The organism is Allobosea sp. TAF32 (genome assembly GCF_052113585.1).
GTDB lineage: Bacteria > Pseudomonadota > Alphaproteobacteria > Rhizobiales > Beijerinckiaceae > Allobosea.
This window is the reverse complement of the sequence record NZ_JBFRDM010000004.1, coordinates 345,767-363,408: the sequence shown is the minus strand read 5'-3', so window position 1 is coordinate 363,408 and position 17,642 is coordinate 345,767. Positions and strand designations below refer to the sequence as shown.

13 protein-coding genes and 2 pseudogenes are annotated in these 17,642 nt (G+C 66.2%); 6 read left to right on the top strand and 9 right to left on the bottom strand.

The features are described from left to right. Positions 1-8: 8 nt before the first annotated feature. From AB4Z16_RS11690 to AB4Z16_RS11680, 3 genes are read left to right on the top strand one after another with little or no spacing between them, the layout of a single operon-like run. On the top strand, positions 9-1,685 hold the full coding sequence (locus tag AB4Z16_RS11690; protein WP_441511512.1) for an ATP-binding cassette domain-containing protein: 1,677 nt from the start codon (positions 9-11) through the stop codon (positions 1,683-1,685). Positions 1,686-1,726: 41 nt separating this feature from the next. Beyond that, a complete protein-coding gene (locus AB4Z16_RS11685; RefSeq protein ID WP_441511511.1) occupies positions 1,727-3,808 on the top strand; it encodes a hydantoinase/oxoprolinase family protein in 2,082 nt (693 codons plus the stop codon). A gap of 11 nt (positions 3,809-3,819) precedes the next feature. Further along, entirely contained in the window at positions 3,820-5,562 is a 1,743-nt protein-coding gene (locus AB4Z16_RS11680) for a hydantoinase B/oxoprolinase family protein (protein ID WP_441511510.1), read from the top strand. Between the two features lie 187 nt (positions 5,563-5,749). Here AB4Z16_RS11680 and AB4Z16_RS11675 read toward each other — a convergent pair whose 3' ends face one another. Beyond that, positions 5,750-7,258, bottom strand: coding sequence for a M81 family metallopeptidase (locus AB4Z16_RS11675; RefSeq protein WP_441511509.1), 1,509 nt, complete (start codon positions 7,256-7,258; stop codon positions 5,750-5,752). Continuing rightward, positions 7,255-8,835, bottom strand: coding sequence for an ABC transporter substrate-binding protein (locus tag AB4Z16_RS11670; protein ID WP_441511508.1), 1,581 nt, complete (start codon positions 8,833-8,835; stop codon positions 7,255-7,257). Before AB4Z16_RS11670 ends, AB4Z16_RS11675 begins: the two co-directional genes overlap by 4 nt. 253 nt (positions 8,836-9,088) lie before the next feature. Here AB4Z16_RS11670 and AB4Z16_RS11665 point away from each other — a divergent pair, with 253 nt between their 5' ends. Further along, positions 9,089-9,982: a DMT family transporter gene (locus tag AB4Z16_RS11665; RefSeq protein ID WP_441511507.1), complete on the top strand. Its 894-nt coding sequence runs from the start codon at positions 9,089-9,091 to the stop codon at positions 9,980-9,982. 91 nt (positions 9,983-10,073) lie between these two features. Here the strand turns inward: AB4Z16_RS11665 and AB4Z16_RS11660 are convergent. The 3 genes and pseudogenes from AB4Z16_RS11660 to AB4Z16_RS11650 all read right to left on the bottom strand — a co-directional run. Beyond that, a pseudogene (locus AB4Z16_RS11660) lies at positions 10,074-10,205 on the bottom strand (IS3 family transposase); the annotation flags it as partial. Positions 10,206-10,307: 102 nt separating this feature from the next. Further along, complete coding sequence (locus tag AB4Z16_RS11655) at positions 10,308-11,027, bottom strand: LysR substrate-binding domain-containing protein (protein ID WP_441511537.1); 720 nt, start codon at positions 11,025-11,027, stop codon at positions 10,308-10,310. Positions 11,028-11,087: 60 nt separating this feature from the next. Then, positions 11,088-11,177 (bottom strand): annotated as a pseudogene (locus AB4Z16_RS11650) (helix-turn-helix domain-containing protein); the annotation flags it as partial. Between the two features lie 130 nt (positions 11,178-11,307). On the opposite strand from AB4Z16_RS11650, the gene AB4Z16_RS11645 reads away from it, so the two are divergent. Both AB4Z16_RS11645 and AB4Z16_RS11640 read left to right on the top strand, forming a co-directional pair. Then, positions 11,308-12,333, top strand: coding sequence for an amino acid ABC transporter substrate-binding protein (locus tag AB4Z16_RS11645; RefSeq protein ID WP_441511506.1), 1,026 nt, complete (start codon positions 11,308-11,310; stop codon positions 12,331-12,333). A gap of 7 nt (positions 12,334-12,340) precedes the next feature. After that, the gene (locus AB4Z16_RS11640; protein ID WP_441511505.1) at positions 12,341-13,645 is read left to right on the top strand and encodes a threonine synthase; all 1,305 of its coding nucleotides are present in this window, start codon (positions 12,341-12,343) and stop codon (positions 13,643-13,645) included. Between the two features lie 45 nt (positions 13,646-13,690). Here AB4Z16_RS11640 and ssb read toward each other — a convergent pair whose 3' ends face one another. The 4 genes from ssb to AB4Z16_RS11620 form a co-directional block, all read right to left on the bottom strand. Further along, complete coding sequence (ssb, locus tag AB4Z16_RS11635; protein WP_441511504.1) at positions 13,691-14,236, bottom strand: single-stranded DNA-binding protein; 546 nt, start codon at positions 14,234-14,236, stop codon at positions 13,691-13,693. Between the two features lie 165 nt (positions 14,237-14,401). After that, positions 14,402-15,667 (bottom strand): 3-phosphoshikimate 1-carboxyvinyltransferase, encoded by a 1,266-nt coding sequence (locus tag AB4Z16_RS11630; RefSeq protein WP_441511503.1) that lies wholly within the window; start codon positions 15,665-15,667, stop codon positions 14,402-14,404. A 120-nt stretch (positions 15,668-15,787) separates the two neighbouring features. After that, entirely contained in the window at positions 15,788-16,645 is an 858-nt protein-coding gene (locus tag AB4Z16_RS11625; protein WP_441511502.1) for an ABC transporter permease, read from the bottom strand. Further along, positions 16,642-17,634 (bottom strand): ABC transporter substrate-binding protein, encoded by a 993-nt coding sequence (locus AB4Z16_RS11620; protein ID WP_441511501.1) that lies wholly within the window; start codon positions 17,632-17,634, stop codon positions 16,642-16,644. Before AB4Z16_RS11620 ends, AB4Z16_RS11625 begins: the two co-directional genes overlap by 4 nt. Positions 17,635-17,642 lie beyond the last annotated feature (8 nt).

The following is a 17,642-nucleotide window of genomic DNA, read 5'->3' as shown; positions in this document are numbered from 1 at the left end:
TGCACGGCATGCGCAATCAGCCCATCGCCGGGGGTCTCGAGCTCACCGGCGTGGAAGTCGCCTTCGGCGGCCTCAAGGCGGTCGGCGGGGTCGATCTCAAGGTCGCACCCGGCGAATTCGTCGGCATCGTCGGTCCCAACGGCGCCGGCAAATCGACGCTGATCCAGACGATCACAGGCTTCGTGCAGCCTACCGCCGGCACCATCGCCTTTGCCCGCCATCGCCTGGACGGGCGCGCGCCGGAAGACATCGCCGCGCTCGGCGTGGCGCGCACCTTCCAGACCAGCCGCGTCTTTCCGGCACTCACGATCGCCGAGAGCGTTAGGATCGGCAGCCAACGCGCCTTGATCGGGGGCGGTCGTTCGCCTGCACGCTTCGGCCGCATCAAGGAGCCGCTCGGCGCGTTGTTCGGTTTGGGCGGCTATGGCGCGGCGGCGCGGGAGGCCGAGGCCAGGGTTGACGAGATTCTCAAGCTCTTCGGCGAGCGGCTCTGGCCGCGCCGCGATCAGCCAACCCACAGCCTCTCCTATGCCAATCGCCGCAGGCTCGATATTGCTCGCGCGCTCGCGACCTCACCGGATCTGCTGCTGCTCGACGAGCCGACGGCCGGAATGAACCCGACGGAGAGCCACGAACTCGCCGACCTCCTGCTAGACATGCGCCGGCGTTTCCCGGCGATGGCGATCGTCATGGTCGAGCACAAGCTCGACATCGTCCGCAAATTGACCCAGCGGACCGTCGTCATGGCGCAGGGCAAGGTCATCGTCGACGACGAGCCGGACCGCGCCTTCGCCGATCCCCAGGTCGCAGCCGCCTATCTTGGCCAGGGCGGCGGCGGCGCTCGCAGCCAAGTCGTCGTCAAAGGCCATCTCGACCACGGACCCGAGGTCCCGATGCCCGGCCCGGTGGAGAGTCCGGCGATCGAACTGAAGGACGTCGACATCTTCTACGGGCCGATCCAGGCGCTGTTCGGCGTCTCGCTGAAGGTCGGACGCGGCGAGGCGGTGGCGGTGCTCGGCGGCAACGCATCCGGCAAATCGACGACAATCAAGACCGTGTTGCGGCTCGTCACCCCGCGCAAGGGCCAGATCATGCTCTATGGCCGGCCTTTGCAGGTCAAGAGCACCGCCGAGGTGATCGCCCAAGGCATCGCCTCGATCCCCGAGGGCCGGCGCATGTTCGCCGAGCTGACCGTGCGCGACAACATCCTGATGGGCGCCTATGCCCGTAGAGCCGCCCCGCGGCGGGATATCGATCGGGACATCGAGGCCACGGTCGCCGAGTTCCCCTGGCTGTCCAGCCGACTTGACCAGCTCGCGGGCACCCTGTCCGGGGGCGAGCAGCAGATGGTCGCCATGGCGCGGGCCTGGTTGCGAAAGCCACTCGTGCTGTGCATCGACGAGCCATCAATGGGCCTGTCGCCGCTCATGGTCGACCGTGTCTACGAAATCCTCGCGCGCTGGAAATCGCAGGGGCTGACCATCCTCATGGTCGAGCAGAGCGCCAACAAGGCGCTGGAACTGGTCGACCGTGCCTATGTGCTGCGCAACGGCATCGTCTCGCTGGAAGGTCGCGCCGCAGAGCTGCGCGATAACCAAGCCGTGCGCGAGGCCTATCTCGGAGGAGACAACATCTCGCCCTCCGCCTCCGCTTCCTCGGGCCTCGCGCCCAGTTCCGTTCACTGATCCGGCTCTCGAAAAGCCGTTCCACCTGGGAGTACCTCACGATGGGCTTGCGCGTTGGCGTCGATATCGGCGGCACATTTACCGATTTTGCGGTGCTCGACCCCGAAACCGGTCATTTCGAAATCGGCAAGGTGCTGAGCACCCCGGCTGATCCGGCCGAGGCGGTCATCGAGGGGCTGAAGGCCCGCATGGCCCAGAGCGGCCGGCAGATGGGCGAAATCAGCGAAGTCGTGCACGCCACCACTATCGCGACTAACACCGTGATCCAGCGCAAGGGTCCGACGACCGCGCTGATCACCACCAAAGGCTTCCGCGACGTCATCCTGATCGGCCGCCAGAAGCGCTACGAGCTTTATGACAACATGGCCGGCCGGCCCCTGCCGCTGGTGCCGCGCGACTTCGTCTTCGAGATCGAGGAGCGCATGCTCTTCACCGGCGTGGTCCAGACGGCTCTCGACGAAGCCGGTGCCCGCCTCGTTGCACGGCAGCTCGTCGAGCGCGGCGTCGTCGCCGTCGCGATTTGCTTTCTGCATTCATACGCCAACCCAGCGCATGAGAGGCGCGTCGCCGAGATCCTGCGCGAGGAAGCGCCGGAGCTGATGGTCTCGGTCTCCAGCGAGGTCTCGCCGCTCTATCGCGAGTTCGAGCGCACCAGCACCACTGTGATGAACGCCTATGTCATGCCCGGCGTCGCCTCCTATGTGGAACGCCTCGACCGCCAGTTGCGGGCGCTCGGCGCACTGGTTCCCATGCTGATCATGCAGTCGAACGGCGGTGTCGCCACCGCCGATACCGTCAAGCGCTTCCCGATCCGCATCATCGAGAGCGGCCCGGCCGCAGGCGTGCTGACGGCCGCGCGGTTCGCGCCCGCCGCTGGCACCGACAACCTCATCTCCTTCGACATGGGCGGCACCACCGCCAAGCTCTGCCTCGTGGAGGGCGGCAAGCCGCTGCTGACCAGCCAGTTCGAGGTGGACATGACCCATCTCAAGAAGGGCAGCGGACTGCCGGTGAGTATCCCCGCCGTCGACCTGATCGAGATCGGCTCCGGCGGCGGCAGCATCGCCAAGGTCGAGCTCGGCGCCATCGCCGTCGGCCCGGAGAGCGCGGGTTCGGTGCCCGGCCCGACCTGCTATGGCCGTGGCGGCAACAGGCCGACCGTCACGGATGCCGACCTCGTCCTCGGCTATCTCAACCCCGACTATTTCCTCGGCGGCGAGATGAAGCTCGACGCCGAGGCCGCGCTGACCGCGATCGAGGCCGACGTCGCGGTGCCGCTCGGCATCGACGTGATGCAGGCGGCTTGGGGCATCCACGAGATCGTCACCGCACAGATGGCGCAGGCCGCGCGCGCCGTCACAATCAATTGCGGCAAGGATCCGCGCCTGTTCGCTCTGGTGCCTTTCGGGGGCGCGGGCCCGGTGCACGGCACCCGGCTCGCCCGCATGCTCGGCTGCCCGAAAGTGGTCTTCCCGCGCGCGGCCGGAGTCGAATCCGCCGTCGGCCTGTTGATGGCGGAGACCTCGCTCGATCTCGCCCGCACGCAGGTGATGAACCTGGACGACGACGCCCTCGCCGAGATCAACACGCTCTATGCCGACCTGGAAGTGCAAGCCCGCCGGCAGCTCGACGAGGCCGGAGTGCCGCGCGAGCGCCAGAGCTTCTCCGCCAGCTGCGATATGCGCTTCGCCGGCCAGGGCTTCGAGATCGCCGTGGACCTGCCGGCCTATCCCTATGCGCCCGGAGATCTGGAAACGCTGCGCGGGGCCTTCCATGCGGCCTACGCCAAATCTTACGGCGCCAGAACTTTCGATCCGGACTGGACCATAGTCGCGGTCCATTGGCGCCTGAGGGCCATCGCAGTCGGCAAGACTCTGACCATGGACGAGCTGCCGAAGCAGGCCGGCGGCGTCGAGCGTGCCCGCCGCAGCCAGCGCCAGGTCTGGTTTCCCGAAACCGACGGCTTCACGCTCTGCGACGTCTACGATCGCTATCGGCTCAGCGCAGGAGACGTCTTCGCCGGGCCGGCCATCGTCGAGGAACGCGAGTCCACCATCGTCCTGCCGCCGGGCTGCGAAACTACCGTCGACTCGCACGGCAATCTCATCACCACGCTCGCCTGAAGGTATCCACCATGAACACGATTGATCCCGTAACCTTCTCGGTGGTCTGGGGCGGCCTTCTCTCCGCCGCGGCCGAGATGGGCAGCACGCTGCTACGCACCGCCTATTCCATGACCGTCCGCGAGGGCTCCGACTTCTCGACCGGCGTCTTCGATGCCGAGGGCAACATGATCGCCCAGGGCGACTACAGCCCCGGCCATCTCGGCTCGATGGCGTTCACCGTCCGCCAAATGCTCGACTACTATCCCGAAGGCTCACTTGGCCCAGGCGATGCGGTGATCTGCAACGACCCGACGATCGGCTCCGGCCACCTGCCGGACATCTTCATGGTCACGCCCGTCTTCGATGACGAGGAATTGATCGGTTACGCGGTCAATATCGCGCACCATATCGATGTCGGCGGCAGCGCACCGGGCAGCGAGGAGGTCGTCGGCGTCAGCGAGACCTGCCAGGAGGGCATCAAGCTGATGCCCGTACTGCTCTACAAGGCCGGCGAACCGATCAAGGAAATCCTGCGCATCATCGAGGGCAATGTCCGCATCAAGGACGTGCTCGGCGATCTTCATGCGCAATACGCCGCCAACATGACCGGCGTCGCCCGCATGCAGGGGCTCGCCCGGCAATACGGGCCGGAGCAGCTCGCCGCTTGCATGCGCGAGATCGTGGCGCGCAGCCGCGACGCCATGGTCGAGGCGATCGCCGAACTCCCTTATGGCACCTACCGATTCGAGGACGTGCTCGACGATGTCGGCCCGGACACCGAGCCGGTGCCGTTCAAACTGGCGCTGACTGTCGAGCCAGGGCGCATCATCTGCGACTGGGAGGGCACCGGCCCACAGCGGCCGGCCGGCATCAACGCCTATATGCAGTACACCCGCTCCTACTGCATCGCCGCGATCAAGGGCGTGACGCTGCCGCGCTCGCCCCAGAACTTCGGCATCATCGACTGCATCGAGATCCGCGCCCCGAAGGGCTGTTACGTCAACCCGAACCCCGGTGCGGCGAGCGGCGCGCGCGCCGTAAACGCCAACCGCATCTACGAGGTGGTGATGGGCGCACTGGCGCAAATCGTGCCGGACCGCGTTATCGCCGCGAGCTCCGGTTTCTGCAATCCCAAGGTCAGCGGCACGCTAAGCCCGCATACCGGCAAGCCCTTCCTCGCCTGGATGACGGCGATCGGCGGCGTCGGCGCCCATCGCCATTGCGACGGGCAGGAAGCCACGACCTCGCCGACCAATGGCACCAACACGCCGATCGAAGTTCAGGAGATGAACGCGCCGGTCTTCGTCGAGCGCATGGAGCTGATCCCGGATACCGCCGGCGCCGGCCGTTTCCGCGGCGGCATGGCCGTGCGCAAGGATGTGCGCCTCCTGGCCGATGCCGGGCTCGTCACCAATCTCGGAGACCGCTATGTCAACGCCCCCTACGGTCTAGAGGGTGGGCTGCACGGCTCCAAGGCGGCGACGGTTCTCAACCCCGACACGCCTGCGGAGCAACGCCTGCACTCGAAGGGCACCTATCCGCTTCGGAAGGGCGACGTCCTCAGCATGCGCACGGCCGGCGCGGGAGGCTTCGGCGATCCTGCGACGCGCGATCCAGCTGCCGTGCTGCGCGATGTAAAGCAAGGTCTCGTCTCAGCGGAGGCTGCGCGACGAGTTTACAGAGTGGCGATCGCAAACGACGCTGACGACATCGATGCTGAGGCGACCGAAGCTATGCGTTCGCGGCACAACCTGATGGTCACCTCACACTAAAGGAACAAATGTCCAAACTCGGTAGGAGATTCACTGCTTCTCTCTGGAAAACCGAGGACCACAGCCAAGGAAACGCCGACGGCGAGCCCATCCTCGCCGTCGATTACGCTGCGACGCAAAATCTAACGCCTGCTGCTGGGTAGTAGCCAGATGTCGGCTAATGGCGCCCTCTCGACCACTTTACTCCTCAGCCTTCCGGTGAGAAGCTCGGGCTGCCATAGGGATAATAGTCCTTCAGCGTGAGATTCTCGTAGGACAGAGCATCGAGATGAACGGTGCCCATGAAGGGCTCGGGCGGCTCGACGAGGATGATGGTCGGTGTGAAGCCGCTATCGTCGAAGCCGCGGCGGAAATGGACGCGCGACTTGATCGCGATCACGTCGAAATCATCAGGCGCGAGGCCAAGCTGCCAGAGCTCCGAAGGCTCGATGATCTGGACGAGGTAGGGGCTGAGCACCAGCACGTTGCCCCGGCCGAATTCGACGCAGACCCAGTCCTTGCCAGTGCCGCGCGCGGTCGTCGCCGGCCCCACGGATCGCAGCCTGCCGGAAATGCGGATCGGCGCTCCCGCCGATTCATCGAAGAGGCCGCCGATTTCCGCGTCGAAGGCATCGCCGGGCTTCGCGCCGGACGCGATGATGGTGCGGATCGCCTCCGGCGAGGCAATCGTCGCGATCAGCGTGCGTTCGAGCTTCTGCGCCACGATCTCCTGGAGCAGCCAGGTCGCATAGCCCGAGCGGTCGCTGTAGTCGGCGAGAAGGACGGGCCCCTTGCCCTCGGCAACCGCCTCGCGGGCCAGCGCGACCGCCTCCTTCGTCTTGTAGATCCTGACGGTGTCCAGCAGCGCCTGACGACGGCGCCAGGTCCATTCCGCCATGTCGCGGATGACGCGCTCAGCGAGGTCGGGGTCGTCATTGGTCAATACCTGCAGCGACATGCCGGCATCGGGCACGTCCGACCAGGGAAAGCCGAAGAACACGTTGACGAAGACGTCGGGCTCGCGCGCCTCCCAGATCAGCGCGCGCTGGATGAGGTCGGACCAAGGCGAGGCGCCGGTCCACATCACCACGGTCGGGGCGATGATCGGGATGCGCAGAGTGCGATGCACCGGCTTGAAGCTGCCGCGGATCGCGCGGACCAGCATGCGCGCCGCGCGCTCGCCCTGCAGATGCATGTCGTAATGCGGGAAGTACTTCACGCAGAAGGCCATGTCGGCCTGCGCGAGGAAGGCGTCGTCCTCGTTGCCATGCGGATCGAAGGTTGCGGTGATGAAGGCCTTGTCGCCGACGACCTCGCGGACGCGCCTGGCGATATCTGCCTCCGGCCGTGGCACGCCTCGCACGGCGAGCGCGCCATGGAGCGCGAGATAGACGCCGTCGAACTGCGGCTGCGCCGTCAGCTCCGCGATCATGATGCTCATGAAATGCTCATAGGCATCCTCGGTAACCCAGCCCGAGCCGGTTCCGGTGCGTGGCCAAAGCGGCGAGGTGATGCCGATGAGCTCGACATCGGCGAACTCGCGGGCGACCTGCACGAAGCCGCCCATATAGCCCTTCGGATCGGTAGAAAGCAGGTCTTCGCCGGAGGCCGGGGAGCCGGGATAGATGAAATCCTCCCGCGTCGTGTCGTTGGGGAGGAATGTCACCGTCTCATGAGCGAACTGGAGAACGGCGATCCGGATCTTGGACTGTGTCACAGCGGCCTGACGTCGTAGAATTGAGCGAAACCGATGCGCATGCCGGTAATCCCGCGATAGGCGGTCTTCTCGTAATAGGCGCCGAGCGGGATATAGGGCACGTCGATGAAGAACTGCTTCTGGATCTCGGCGCAGATCGCCTTTTGCGTCGCGAGATCCTTGGCGGCGAACCAGTCGAGCCGGAGCTCTTCGAGGCGCGGAGATTTCGGCCAGCCGAACCAAGCCTGGTCGCCATTGCCGCGGATGCCGAGTTGGCTCGCCGGATCGAAATTATTGGTACCGTTCAGATAGGTGAAGAAGATGCTCCAGCCGCCCTTGTCGATCGGCTGGCGGCTCGCCCGGCGCTGCACGACCGTACCCCAGTCGGTCGAGACCAGCTCGACATTCACCCCGGATTTCTGCAGGGCATCGGCAGCTACCGCCGCGAGCGCATGGGTCGAGGGATAGTCGGTCGGGTCGAGCAGCACGACGCGCTCGCCCTTGTAGCCGGCATCGGCCAAAGCGCGCTTGACGGCGGCGAAATCGCGCTTGCCGACGAGGACCTCGGTCCCAGCCGTCGTCGCCATCGGCGTATCCGGGCTGAAGACGCCGACATGATCCTTCCAGAGCGAGCGCTCATCACCGGCGACCGCCGTCATGCACTCGCTCTGGTCGATGGCGCCGAGCAGCGCCCGCCGGATCGCCGGATTGTCGAAGGGCGGATGCAGCGCGTTGAAGCGCAGGCAGCCGATGCCGCCGGCCGGGTCGAGGCCCTCCAGCTTGAGGCCAGATCGACCGTTGAGAGTGCCTTGCAGGTCGGGCGTGGGGTTCTGCCACCAGTCGACCTCGCCATTGGCGAGCGCATTCGCCGCCGTCTGCGGATCGGGAATGATGCGCCACTCGATCCGGTCGAAATGAACGTGTTTCGGGCCCGCCGTGAAGGTGGCCGAGCCATCCGCGCGCGGAACATAGCCGTCGAAGCGCTCATAGACGGTCAGTGCGCCCGGGATGCGCTCATCGGCCTTGAAGCGGAACGGACCGCTGCCGATCATCTCAGTGACCTGCCTGTTCGGGTCGGTGACCGCAAAGCGCTCCGGCATGATGCAGGGCATGGAGGTGCCGGTCTTGCCGAGCGCGGCCGGCAGCAGCGGGAACGGGCGCTTCAGCCGGAACTTCACGACGCGATCGGATTCGACCGAGAGCTCGTCCGTCGCGTCCATCAGGGCGCGGCCGAAAGCGTCGCGGGCGGAGAAACGACGGATGCTGGGCACCACGTCCTGCGCCCGGACCGGCTCGCCATCATGGAAGCGCAGGCCTTCGCGCAGCGTCAGCCGCCAGGTCTTGCCGTCATCCTCGACCGTATGGCCGGCGAGCATCTGCGGTTCGAAACCGTAATTGGCGTTCTGGCCGTAGAGCGTGTCGAAGACCAGATAGCCGTGATTGCGCGTTACGGTCGCAGTCGTCCAGACCGGGTCGACGATCGCGACATCCGATTCCGGGATGAATTTCAGCACCTTTGCCCGCTGCGCAAGGGCCGGTTTGGCCACAGTGGAAACCGCGGCACCTGCAGCGACACCCAGAAACGTCCGACGCTTCATGCCGTGAACCCTCGCCCAAGGGGGTGGAAAAGCTGCGCAGGACGCGCCGCCGCAAATGCAGTCAGCCGATCCTAGGATGTGGGAATTGACCGACGCAAGCGGAGTAGCCCTTCTCCAAGCGCAGGAGCGCCCCTTCAACGACGCGAAGCCACCCACGCGAGAAGGTTGGCATGTTCCTGCCAACATCTCGCTATTCGCGGAATGATATTCCGCGACGGAGCCCGATATGCGAGCGGTGCTGCCCGATCCTGCCATGCGTGCGACTTTGACCAGCGAAACCTCTTCTTCGACCGCACATTCCCGTGGCGTCCTGCTCGTCTTCGCCGCGACCGTGGCCTGGAGCGCCAGCGGCATCTATGCGCGCCTGCTGACGACGGATGCCCTGACCGCCATCGCCTGGCGAGCTCTGTTTGCCGCCCTCTTCCTGATCGTCCCCATGGCCATGTTCGGCGGCGCCAGGACGCGCCGGGCCTGGAAAAAGGCGTTCGGGCCGACCGGGCTGGCCCTGATCGCGTTCCAGACGATCAGCCAGGCCGCCTTCATCGGCGCCTACTACATGACCAGCGTGGCGAATGTCGCAGTGATCTACGCGACTGCGCCCTTCATCGCCGCCGTGCTCGGCTGGCTGCTCCTGAAGGAGCGCATCGTCCTGCGGACGATGGCGGCAGGGCTCGCCTGCCTCATCGGCGTCGGAATCATCATCTCGGCTTCGCTGGGCGCGGGTCGCATCATCGGCGACCTGCTGGCCCTGCTGATGACGGTGACATTCGCCTTCGTCATTGTCATCCCGCGGCTGGACCCGGACCTTCCGGCGATGCCGCCGATCTTCATCAGCGCGGTGCTGACCTTCCTGCTCTTCGCGCCGTTCAGCTCCTGGAGCTCGCTCGATGCCCATAACCTCGTGGTGCTAGCGGCCTTCGGAGCGACCAATTTCTCGATCGCGCTGGTGCTCTTCATCATCGGCGCACGGCACCTGCCGCCGGCGGAATCGGCCTTGATCGGCACGACCGAAGTCGTCATGACGCCGGTCTGGGTCTGGCTCCTCTTCGCGGAGCCGCCGCCCTTCGCGACGATCGTTGGTGGAGCAGTGATCTTCGCGGCGGTCGTCTGGTACACTCTCTCCGAGCTCCGGCGCGGCAAAGCCTAGCGCGGCAATCTTGAGAGGGCTGCGGCGAAATTCGAGCCTGAGGAGAGCGGGATGTTCGTAGTGGCCTGCTGCCCGTTTCGTGGACAGGGCGTTAGGCTAACCCCACCTTCTGTTCGAACTCGACCGGGCTGATGTAGCCGATGGTCGAGTGCCTGCGAACGGCATTGTGGAACCGCTCAATGCAATCGAACACGTCGGCACGAGCATCGTCGCGTGTTCGGTAGGGCCCGCCGCGTGGGTCCGAGATGGGCCGTCATCTGACCGGCGAAACTGATCCTGAGCGTCCGCTTCGCGGCGATCGCCCAATGTCTGGAACTGGCCCTTGTCATGCGTTGTCGAGCTGAAGCGTAAAACGGTTCCTTACCTCGGCCAAAATCCCAAGGAAGTCGCGCACAAGCTGCGGCCGCGGGCGCCCCGGCGGGAAAACAAGATGCTTGCGGAAATGCAGCGCAGGCTCGAAGCGCAGCACCCTGACCCCCCAGCGATCCAGCCCGGCGATCGCCGCTGGGTTGACGAGGCCGATCCCCGCCCCCTCCGAGGCCAGCGCGCAGATCGTAGCTGAATACTCCGCGTCCACGACGACGCGCGGCTTCGCATGCACGGCGGCGAATGCGGCGTGGAGATCTCGTGACAGGCGTTCGTCGAAATCGAGCTGGAGGAAGGGTTGGTCATGCAGATCCTCCGGTCGGATCACGGCCCGGGACGCGAGAGGATGAGCGTGCGACAGCACAGCGACCATCCGGTAATCGGCAAAATGCTGATGCTCGACACCATTGAGATCGACCTCTTCCGAGCACAGCCCAAGGTCGAACTGCCCCGATTCTACGAGGTCCCTGACCTGGCTGGACGATTGCACCTGCAAGGTGACGTTGATCTTCGGGAACGCCCTTTGGAATAGGGCCAGCGCCTTGGGCACTAGCCGCCCTCCCAGCGAATGCAAGCTCGCGATCTTGAGCTCACCCGCTCCAAACTCCCGGATACGGGCGGCCGCCGCTTCCAGCTTCGCCATCGCCAGGAAGTGGCTGTCGACCTCGCGGAAGAACATCCGCCCCTCGAATGTTGGAACTATGCGGCTGCGAACCCGGTCGAACAGGGCAAAGCCGAGTTCGCGTTCCAGCTCGGCGATGCAGCGGCTGATCGCCGGCTGGGTGACACTGAGCAATTCGGCTGCACGCGACGCGCTGCCGCTGGTCATGACGGCGGCGAAGGCTTCGATCTGTCGATGCTGCATATCTATCAGCTTTCGTTATCAAGTCCGCGTCAGCTGATATTGGACGCATAGCCTTGCCCTGCCTAGTCTCAACCGACCAAGAATGGAGGGGCGAATGATCAGGGGTGTCATCAAGACCACGGCGCTTGCGGGAGGCCTGCTGCTCTCATCGCTTCCACCTGCTGCCGCAGGGCCGCACCTCGACGCGCTGAAGCAGCGTGGCGTTCTCAAATGCGGCACCTCCGAGGGCACGCCGGGCATCACCATGCCGGACCGCGAGGGTAAATGGACCGGGATCTATGCCGATCTCTGCCGCGCCGTAGCCGCAGCCGTCCTCGGTGACGCGACCAAGGTCGATTTCGTCCCGACGACCACCGTCACGCGCTTCACCGCCTTGCAGAGCGGCGAGATCGACGTGCTTTCGCGGACGGCGACCGCGACCTTGACTCGCGAGGCCCAGCTCGGCCTGCGCTTCGCGCCGATCTGGTTCTATGACGGACAGGCGATCATCGTCGCACGCAAGCTCGGCGTCACCAGCGCCAGGCAGCTCAGCGGCGCCACCATTTGCGTCCAGCAGGGCAGTACCTCAGAACTCAACCTCTCCGAATATTTCCGCACGAACGGTATGACCTTCTCGCCGGTGACGGTCGCCACGCTCGATGCGGTCGAGGATGCATTCTTTTCCGGCCGCTGCGATGCCTACAGCAACGACTCGACACCGCTGATCGGCATGCGGCTCAAGGCCGAACGGCCCGACGATTATGTCCTGCTGCCGGAACGCCTGTCGAAGGAACCGACAGCGCTCGCAATCCGAAAAGGCGACGAGCAATTCTACGACATCGTCCGCTGGGCGGTCTTCGCGCTGATGGAGGCCGAGGAGATGGGTGTGACCTCCGCCAATGCGGCAGAACTTGCCGCGAAAGGCCCGCCGGCCGTCAAGCGCCTGCTCGGCAGCGAGCCGGGCCTCGGCAAGGCGCTCGGTCTCGACGAGCGCTGGGTCGCCCGGATGATCGCCGCCGTCGGCAACTATGGCGAGATCTTCGAGCGCAATCTCGGCAAGGGCTCGCGCATAGGCCTCGAACGCGGCCAGAACGACCTCTGGACGCGCGGCGGCCAGATCTACGCCCTGCCGCTGCGCTGAGGCAAGAATGGACCGCTTCGCCGATCGTGGCCCGGAGGCGGCTGTGCCGTCCTGGGTCACCACATCGCCATCCCTGGCCGACGCCCTGATCTCGATGTCCGATGGCGTTCGGCGCCCGCTCTATCCGCAGGTTCCTCCGTTCGTCGCTCATATCGACGAGACCGGCGCCGAGCCGTTCCATTATCCCTACGAGGTCGGCTACGCCTACGAGCGACTTGCAGGCGACCTGTTTGCGCCACGCTTCGGCAGCGGCCTCGAACGCTGGGCGCCGCTCCTGCCGCCACTCCTGCCCGGCCTGTCCTGCGGCGAGGGCGCGACGCCGCTGGTTTCTGCGCCGCGGGCGGCCGCTTGGGCCTGCCTGCCCGAGCTCTTCGTCAAGGACGAGAGCGCCAATCCGAGCTGGAGTCACAAGGACCGCCTGAGCCTTTGCACCGTCAGCGCTGCTGCCGCCGCCGGCGCCCTTGGCACGGTCATCTCTTCATCCGGCAATCATGGCGCTTCGGCCGCGGCCTACTCGGCACGCGCCGGTCTGAAATGCATCGTGCTTTGCGACGACGCGGTTTCGCCGGCCCATGCACGACAGATGCGCGCCTATGGTGCCGCCGTGATCGCGATGCCACGCACGGCGCGGTGGCCGCTCCTCGATGTCCTGTCGCGCCAGCCGGGTTGGTATCTGATTGGCAACACGGCCCCGACCCATACCGGCCATCCATTCGGCCCAGAGGGCTACAAGACCATCGCATATGAACTCTTCCTCGAACTCGGACGAGTACCTGCCGCAGTGTCCGTACCGACGAGCTACGGCGAGCTGCTGTTCGGGATCGGCAAAGGCTTTTCCGAGCTCAAGGCACTGGGCCTGGCGACGGAAGAGCCTATCTTGATCGCCGCCGAGCCCGAGGGATCGGATGCCCTTGGCCGGTTCTGCGCCAGCGGCTCGTCCAGTACCCTCGAGCCGGTCGAAACCATTGCTCACGGTATTGGCTCCGCCCGCGGCGGCTTTCGTGGAATAGCCGCACTGCATCGGTCCAGGGGGCACGCTGTTGCGGTTCACGATCGGAGTATTGCGGATGCCCAGGCTGCCTTGGCGCTCGACGGTCTATGGAGCGAGCCGGCGTCGGCCGCGGGTCTGGCAGCCTTGCGCATCGCTGCCCAAAAGGCACTCTTGCCGCCCGGCCCCGTAGTTCACATCTCCACTTCAACAGGTCTGAAGGCGCCCTATCGTGGGGCTGTGGGGATTCCGCACCTCGCTCACGCCGATTGGGACGAACTGCGCGGGGTCCTGGCTGCTAGCTACAACGTGTCTCTCGACTGACCCAACCACGGCGTGCGGGAGGGCATCGCGCCTATGTACCGCACATCAGAACGGAATATCGTCGTCGAGATGGGTCGACGAGGAACGGCCACCGCCACCGCCGCCGGGCATGGCCGGCTGGCGCGAAGCTCCGCCACCGCCCATCGCGCCGGAGCGGCCGAAGGAGCCACCGCCGCCCGAGCGATCGTCGACGTAGCCGCCGCCACCGCCGCCCTCGCTGTACTCATCCGAGCCGCCCTGGCGGCTGTCGAGGATGGTGAGTTCGCCGCGGAAGCGCTGCAGCACGATCTCCGTGGTGTATTTCTCCACGCCGGACTGGTCCTGCCATTTCCGGGTCTGGAGCTGACCCTCGATGTAAATCTTCGAGCCCTTCTTGAGGTACTGCTCGGCCACTTTCGCCAGGTTCTCGTTGAAGATCACGACCGAGTGCCACTCGGTGCGCTCCTTGCGCTCGCCGCTCTGCTTGTCGCGCCAGGTCTCGGAGGTGGCGATACGCAGATTGACGACAGGCTCGCCGCTGCCGAGGCGGCGCACTTCGGGGTCGCGCCCGAGATTGCCGACCAGAATGACCTTGTTGACGCTACCAGCCATGACAGGCTCCACTTCCTGCGCACTTCACACAAACCGGCCGCTTGACCGGAGCCGAACCCTATCGGCCGATTAAGGCATTATCAATGATGTTCTCGTTTTGTTCAAGTGGTTTTCCCCTATCGAATCGCGGCGCCCGGCGGTCGCCGCAGACGAACCGTCGGAGGGCTATGGCAGGTCGCCCTCCAGCCTGACGCCGAGCGAAACCAGCGCCCGCCAATAGCCGGGATAGGTCTTGCCGACGCAGGCGGGGTCCAGGATGGTGATGCCGTTGAGCTTGAGACCCGCCAGTGCGAAGCTCATCGCGATGCGGTGATCGGCATGGCTGTCGATCCGCGCTGGAAGGGTCTGTCCGGTGAGGGCCGGATCGGACGCGACCAGAAGATCGTCGCCCTCCTCCACGCCGAGGCCCGGCCGGATGCGCGACAACCCCTGCGCCAAGGCCGACACCCGGTCGCATTCCTTGACACGCAGATTGGCGATCCCGACGAAGCGAACCGGCCGCCGGTTGAAGGCCGCGAGCACGGCGAGCGTGGGAACCGCATCCTGCATCTGCGAGCCGTCGATGACGTCCGGAAGGTTCGGAAAGCTGGCGATGACCTTGTGCGCGGCGGCATCGGGCTGGGTGAAGGCCGAGGGGGCGACGCCGAGATCGATAGCGCCGCCGGTCAGCACCTCGGCCGCCCAGAGATAGGTGGCGGCGGAGGCATCGGGTTCGACCAGGAAGTCGGCCGCCCTGTAGCCGGTGGGCTCCACCCGCCATGTCGCCGGATCCGGCTGTGAAACCTTCGCTCCGAAGGCCTTCATCACCGCCAGCGTCAGATCGATATAGCCGCGGGCGCCGATTTCCTTGCCCGTCAAGGCGATCTCGACAGGCCCACGCCCGCAGGCCGCCGCCATCAGCAGGGCGGACACATACTGGCTGGACAAGCCGCCATCGATCTCCACGCGTCCGGCGGGGAAGCTCCCCTGCCCCTGGACCTTAACCGGGGGGCAACCGCTCGGAGCCGTCACCGCGACATCCAATGTCCGCAGCGCCTCGACCAGCGGCGCGATCGGGCGTTTGCGCATGTGCTCGTCGCCGTCGACGATCACGGTGCCGTCGACCAGCGCGGCGGCTGCGGTCAGGAAGCGTGTCGCAGTACCGGCGTTGCCGAGGAAGAGCGGCTCGGCCGGCGGCTGCAGCCGGCCGGTTCCGGCGACGACAAAGGTGGTCGCATCAGGCTCCTCGACCGCGACGCCCATCGCGCGAACCGCCTGCGCCATGTAGCGGGTGTCGTCGCTCTTCAGGGCGCCGGTCAGCCGGCTCGTGCCTCCGGCCAGCGCCGCCACGAGCAAGGCACGGTTCGTGATGGATTTCGAGCCGGGCGGCACCACCCTGCCCCGCAGCGGCGCGTCCGGCGGAACGATCGTCAGTGCGGCCGTCGCATTCATCGTCCGTAGCCTTTGCGCGTTTCAAAGCCCGCGCCGAAACGGCGCGCGCAAGCTCATAGCGTGGCCGGCTCGGCTTGTCGCGGACGAAGCGCCGAGCGTTCCTCGCCCGGCTCCCGACAATCAGCCACCCTGCCGCCGCGACACGAGGACGGCCTGCGCCATCCGGTCCAGCAGCACGGCGAGCAGGACGATGGCGAGCCCGCCGACGAAGCCGAGGCCGGGATCGGCCCGCTGCAAGCCGAGCAGGACGATCTCGCCGAGCCCCTTGGCGCCGATCATCGAGGCGACGACGACCATGGCCAGCGCCATCATGATCGCCTGGTTCAGCCCTTGCAGGATCGTGGGCTGGGCAAGCGGCAGCTCGATCAGCCAGAAGCTCTGCCGGGGTCGCAGGCCGAGCGCCCGGGCGGCCTCGATGAAACCGGGGTCGACGCCGCGCAGGCCCAGTTCCGTCAGCCGCGCGAAGGGCGGCAGCGCATAGATCAACGTCGCGACCAGCGCCGGCGCGCGCCCGAGCCCGAGCACCATCGCCACCGGGATCAGATAGACGAAGCTCGGGATGGTCTGCATGAGGTCATAGAGCGGCGCGAGCGCGCGGCCCAGTCGCGGAAGCCGCGCCGCCGCAACGCCGAGCGGCAGCCCGAGCAGCACGACGAAGAGCACGGCGACGGTGACCAGAGCGAGCGACTGCATCGCCTCACCCCAGACGCCGAGACCGGCCAGCGCCACCGGCAGGGCCGCCATCGCCAGGGCGAAACCGATCCGTCGCGTCGCGAGCCAGGCGCCCGCCGCGACCGCGAGGACGAATGCCGGAACCGGGATGTGCTGGAGCGCCGTTTCGACCAGGCGGACCGGCGCGGTCAGCGTTGCGCCGAAACCATCGAGCTTGTCGCCATAGCCGGTGACGATGGCATCAACCGCGCGGTTGACGGCGCCCTGCAGCGCCTTGCCGAATTCCGGCACCGAAGCGGCCGTCACAGGCTCGATGCGACCTTCGTGGCGATATCGGCCGGCAGCCATTTGCGCCAGATATCGGGCTGCGTCTTGAGGAAGACCACGGCCTGCTGCTCAGGCGTGACCCCTTTCTCGCGCGCCTCGGCCAGCATCTTCGAGGTCATGTCGCTGGTCGTGCCGTAGCTCTTGAAGAAGCTCGCCAGCTGCGGCGCCTTCTTGGCGAGGTCGACATTGGCGCCGATGACCACCTTGCTCATCGGATAGGCTGTGGCGCGCTTGGGGTTGTCGCTCGCCTTGAGCTCTGCCCAAACAGCGGGGTCGAAGGGCGGCTCGTCGAGCTTGACGAGGTCATAGGCACCCAGCAGCCAGCTCGGCCCCCAATAGTAGAATACGACCGGGCGCTTGCGCTTGAGTGCGGCCTCGATCGCCGCGACCAGCGCCTCGCCCGAGCCGCCGCGCGTGTTGGTGAAGTCCCCGGCGAGCCCGTAGACGGCGAGTTTCTTGGTGTTGATGCCTTCGCAGACCCAGCCTGCGACGCAGTTGTAGAAGCGCCCCTTCCCCGGCTCTTCCGGATCAGCGAACAGAGCCTTGTAGCGCTTGAGATCTTCAGCGGTCTTCAAGTCCGGCGCCTTGGCGTCCGGCCCGGCGACCAGATAGCGCGGCACGAACCAGCCCTCGCTCGCATCCGGAAAGGTGGTACCCAGCGGCTCGACCTTGCCGGCCTCGGCCGCCTTCACCCAGGCTTCGACCGGGTTGGCCGTCCAGATTTCCATGACGATGTCGACATCGCCCCGCGCCACGCCGTTGACCAGAGGCGCGATGGCGCCGGGCACGCGCTCGACCTTGCAGCCGAAACCCCGCTCGGCGATCGCGCTGGCAACGGCGGTGTGGAAGGCGGCGGAATCATAGTCGAGCCCTGCCATCTTCAGCGGGCGGTCAAGCTCGCAAGCCATGGCCGAGGCGCCGAGACCGAGGCCGAAAGCAAGCGTGGCGGCTCCCAAAAAGGCTTTCATCGTCAATG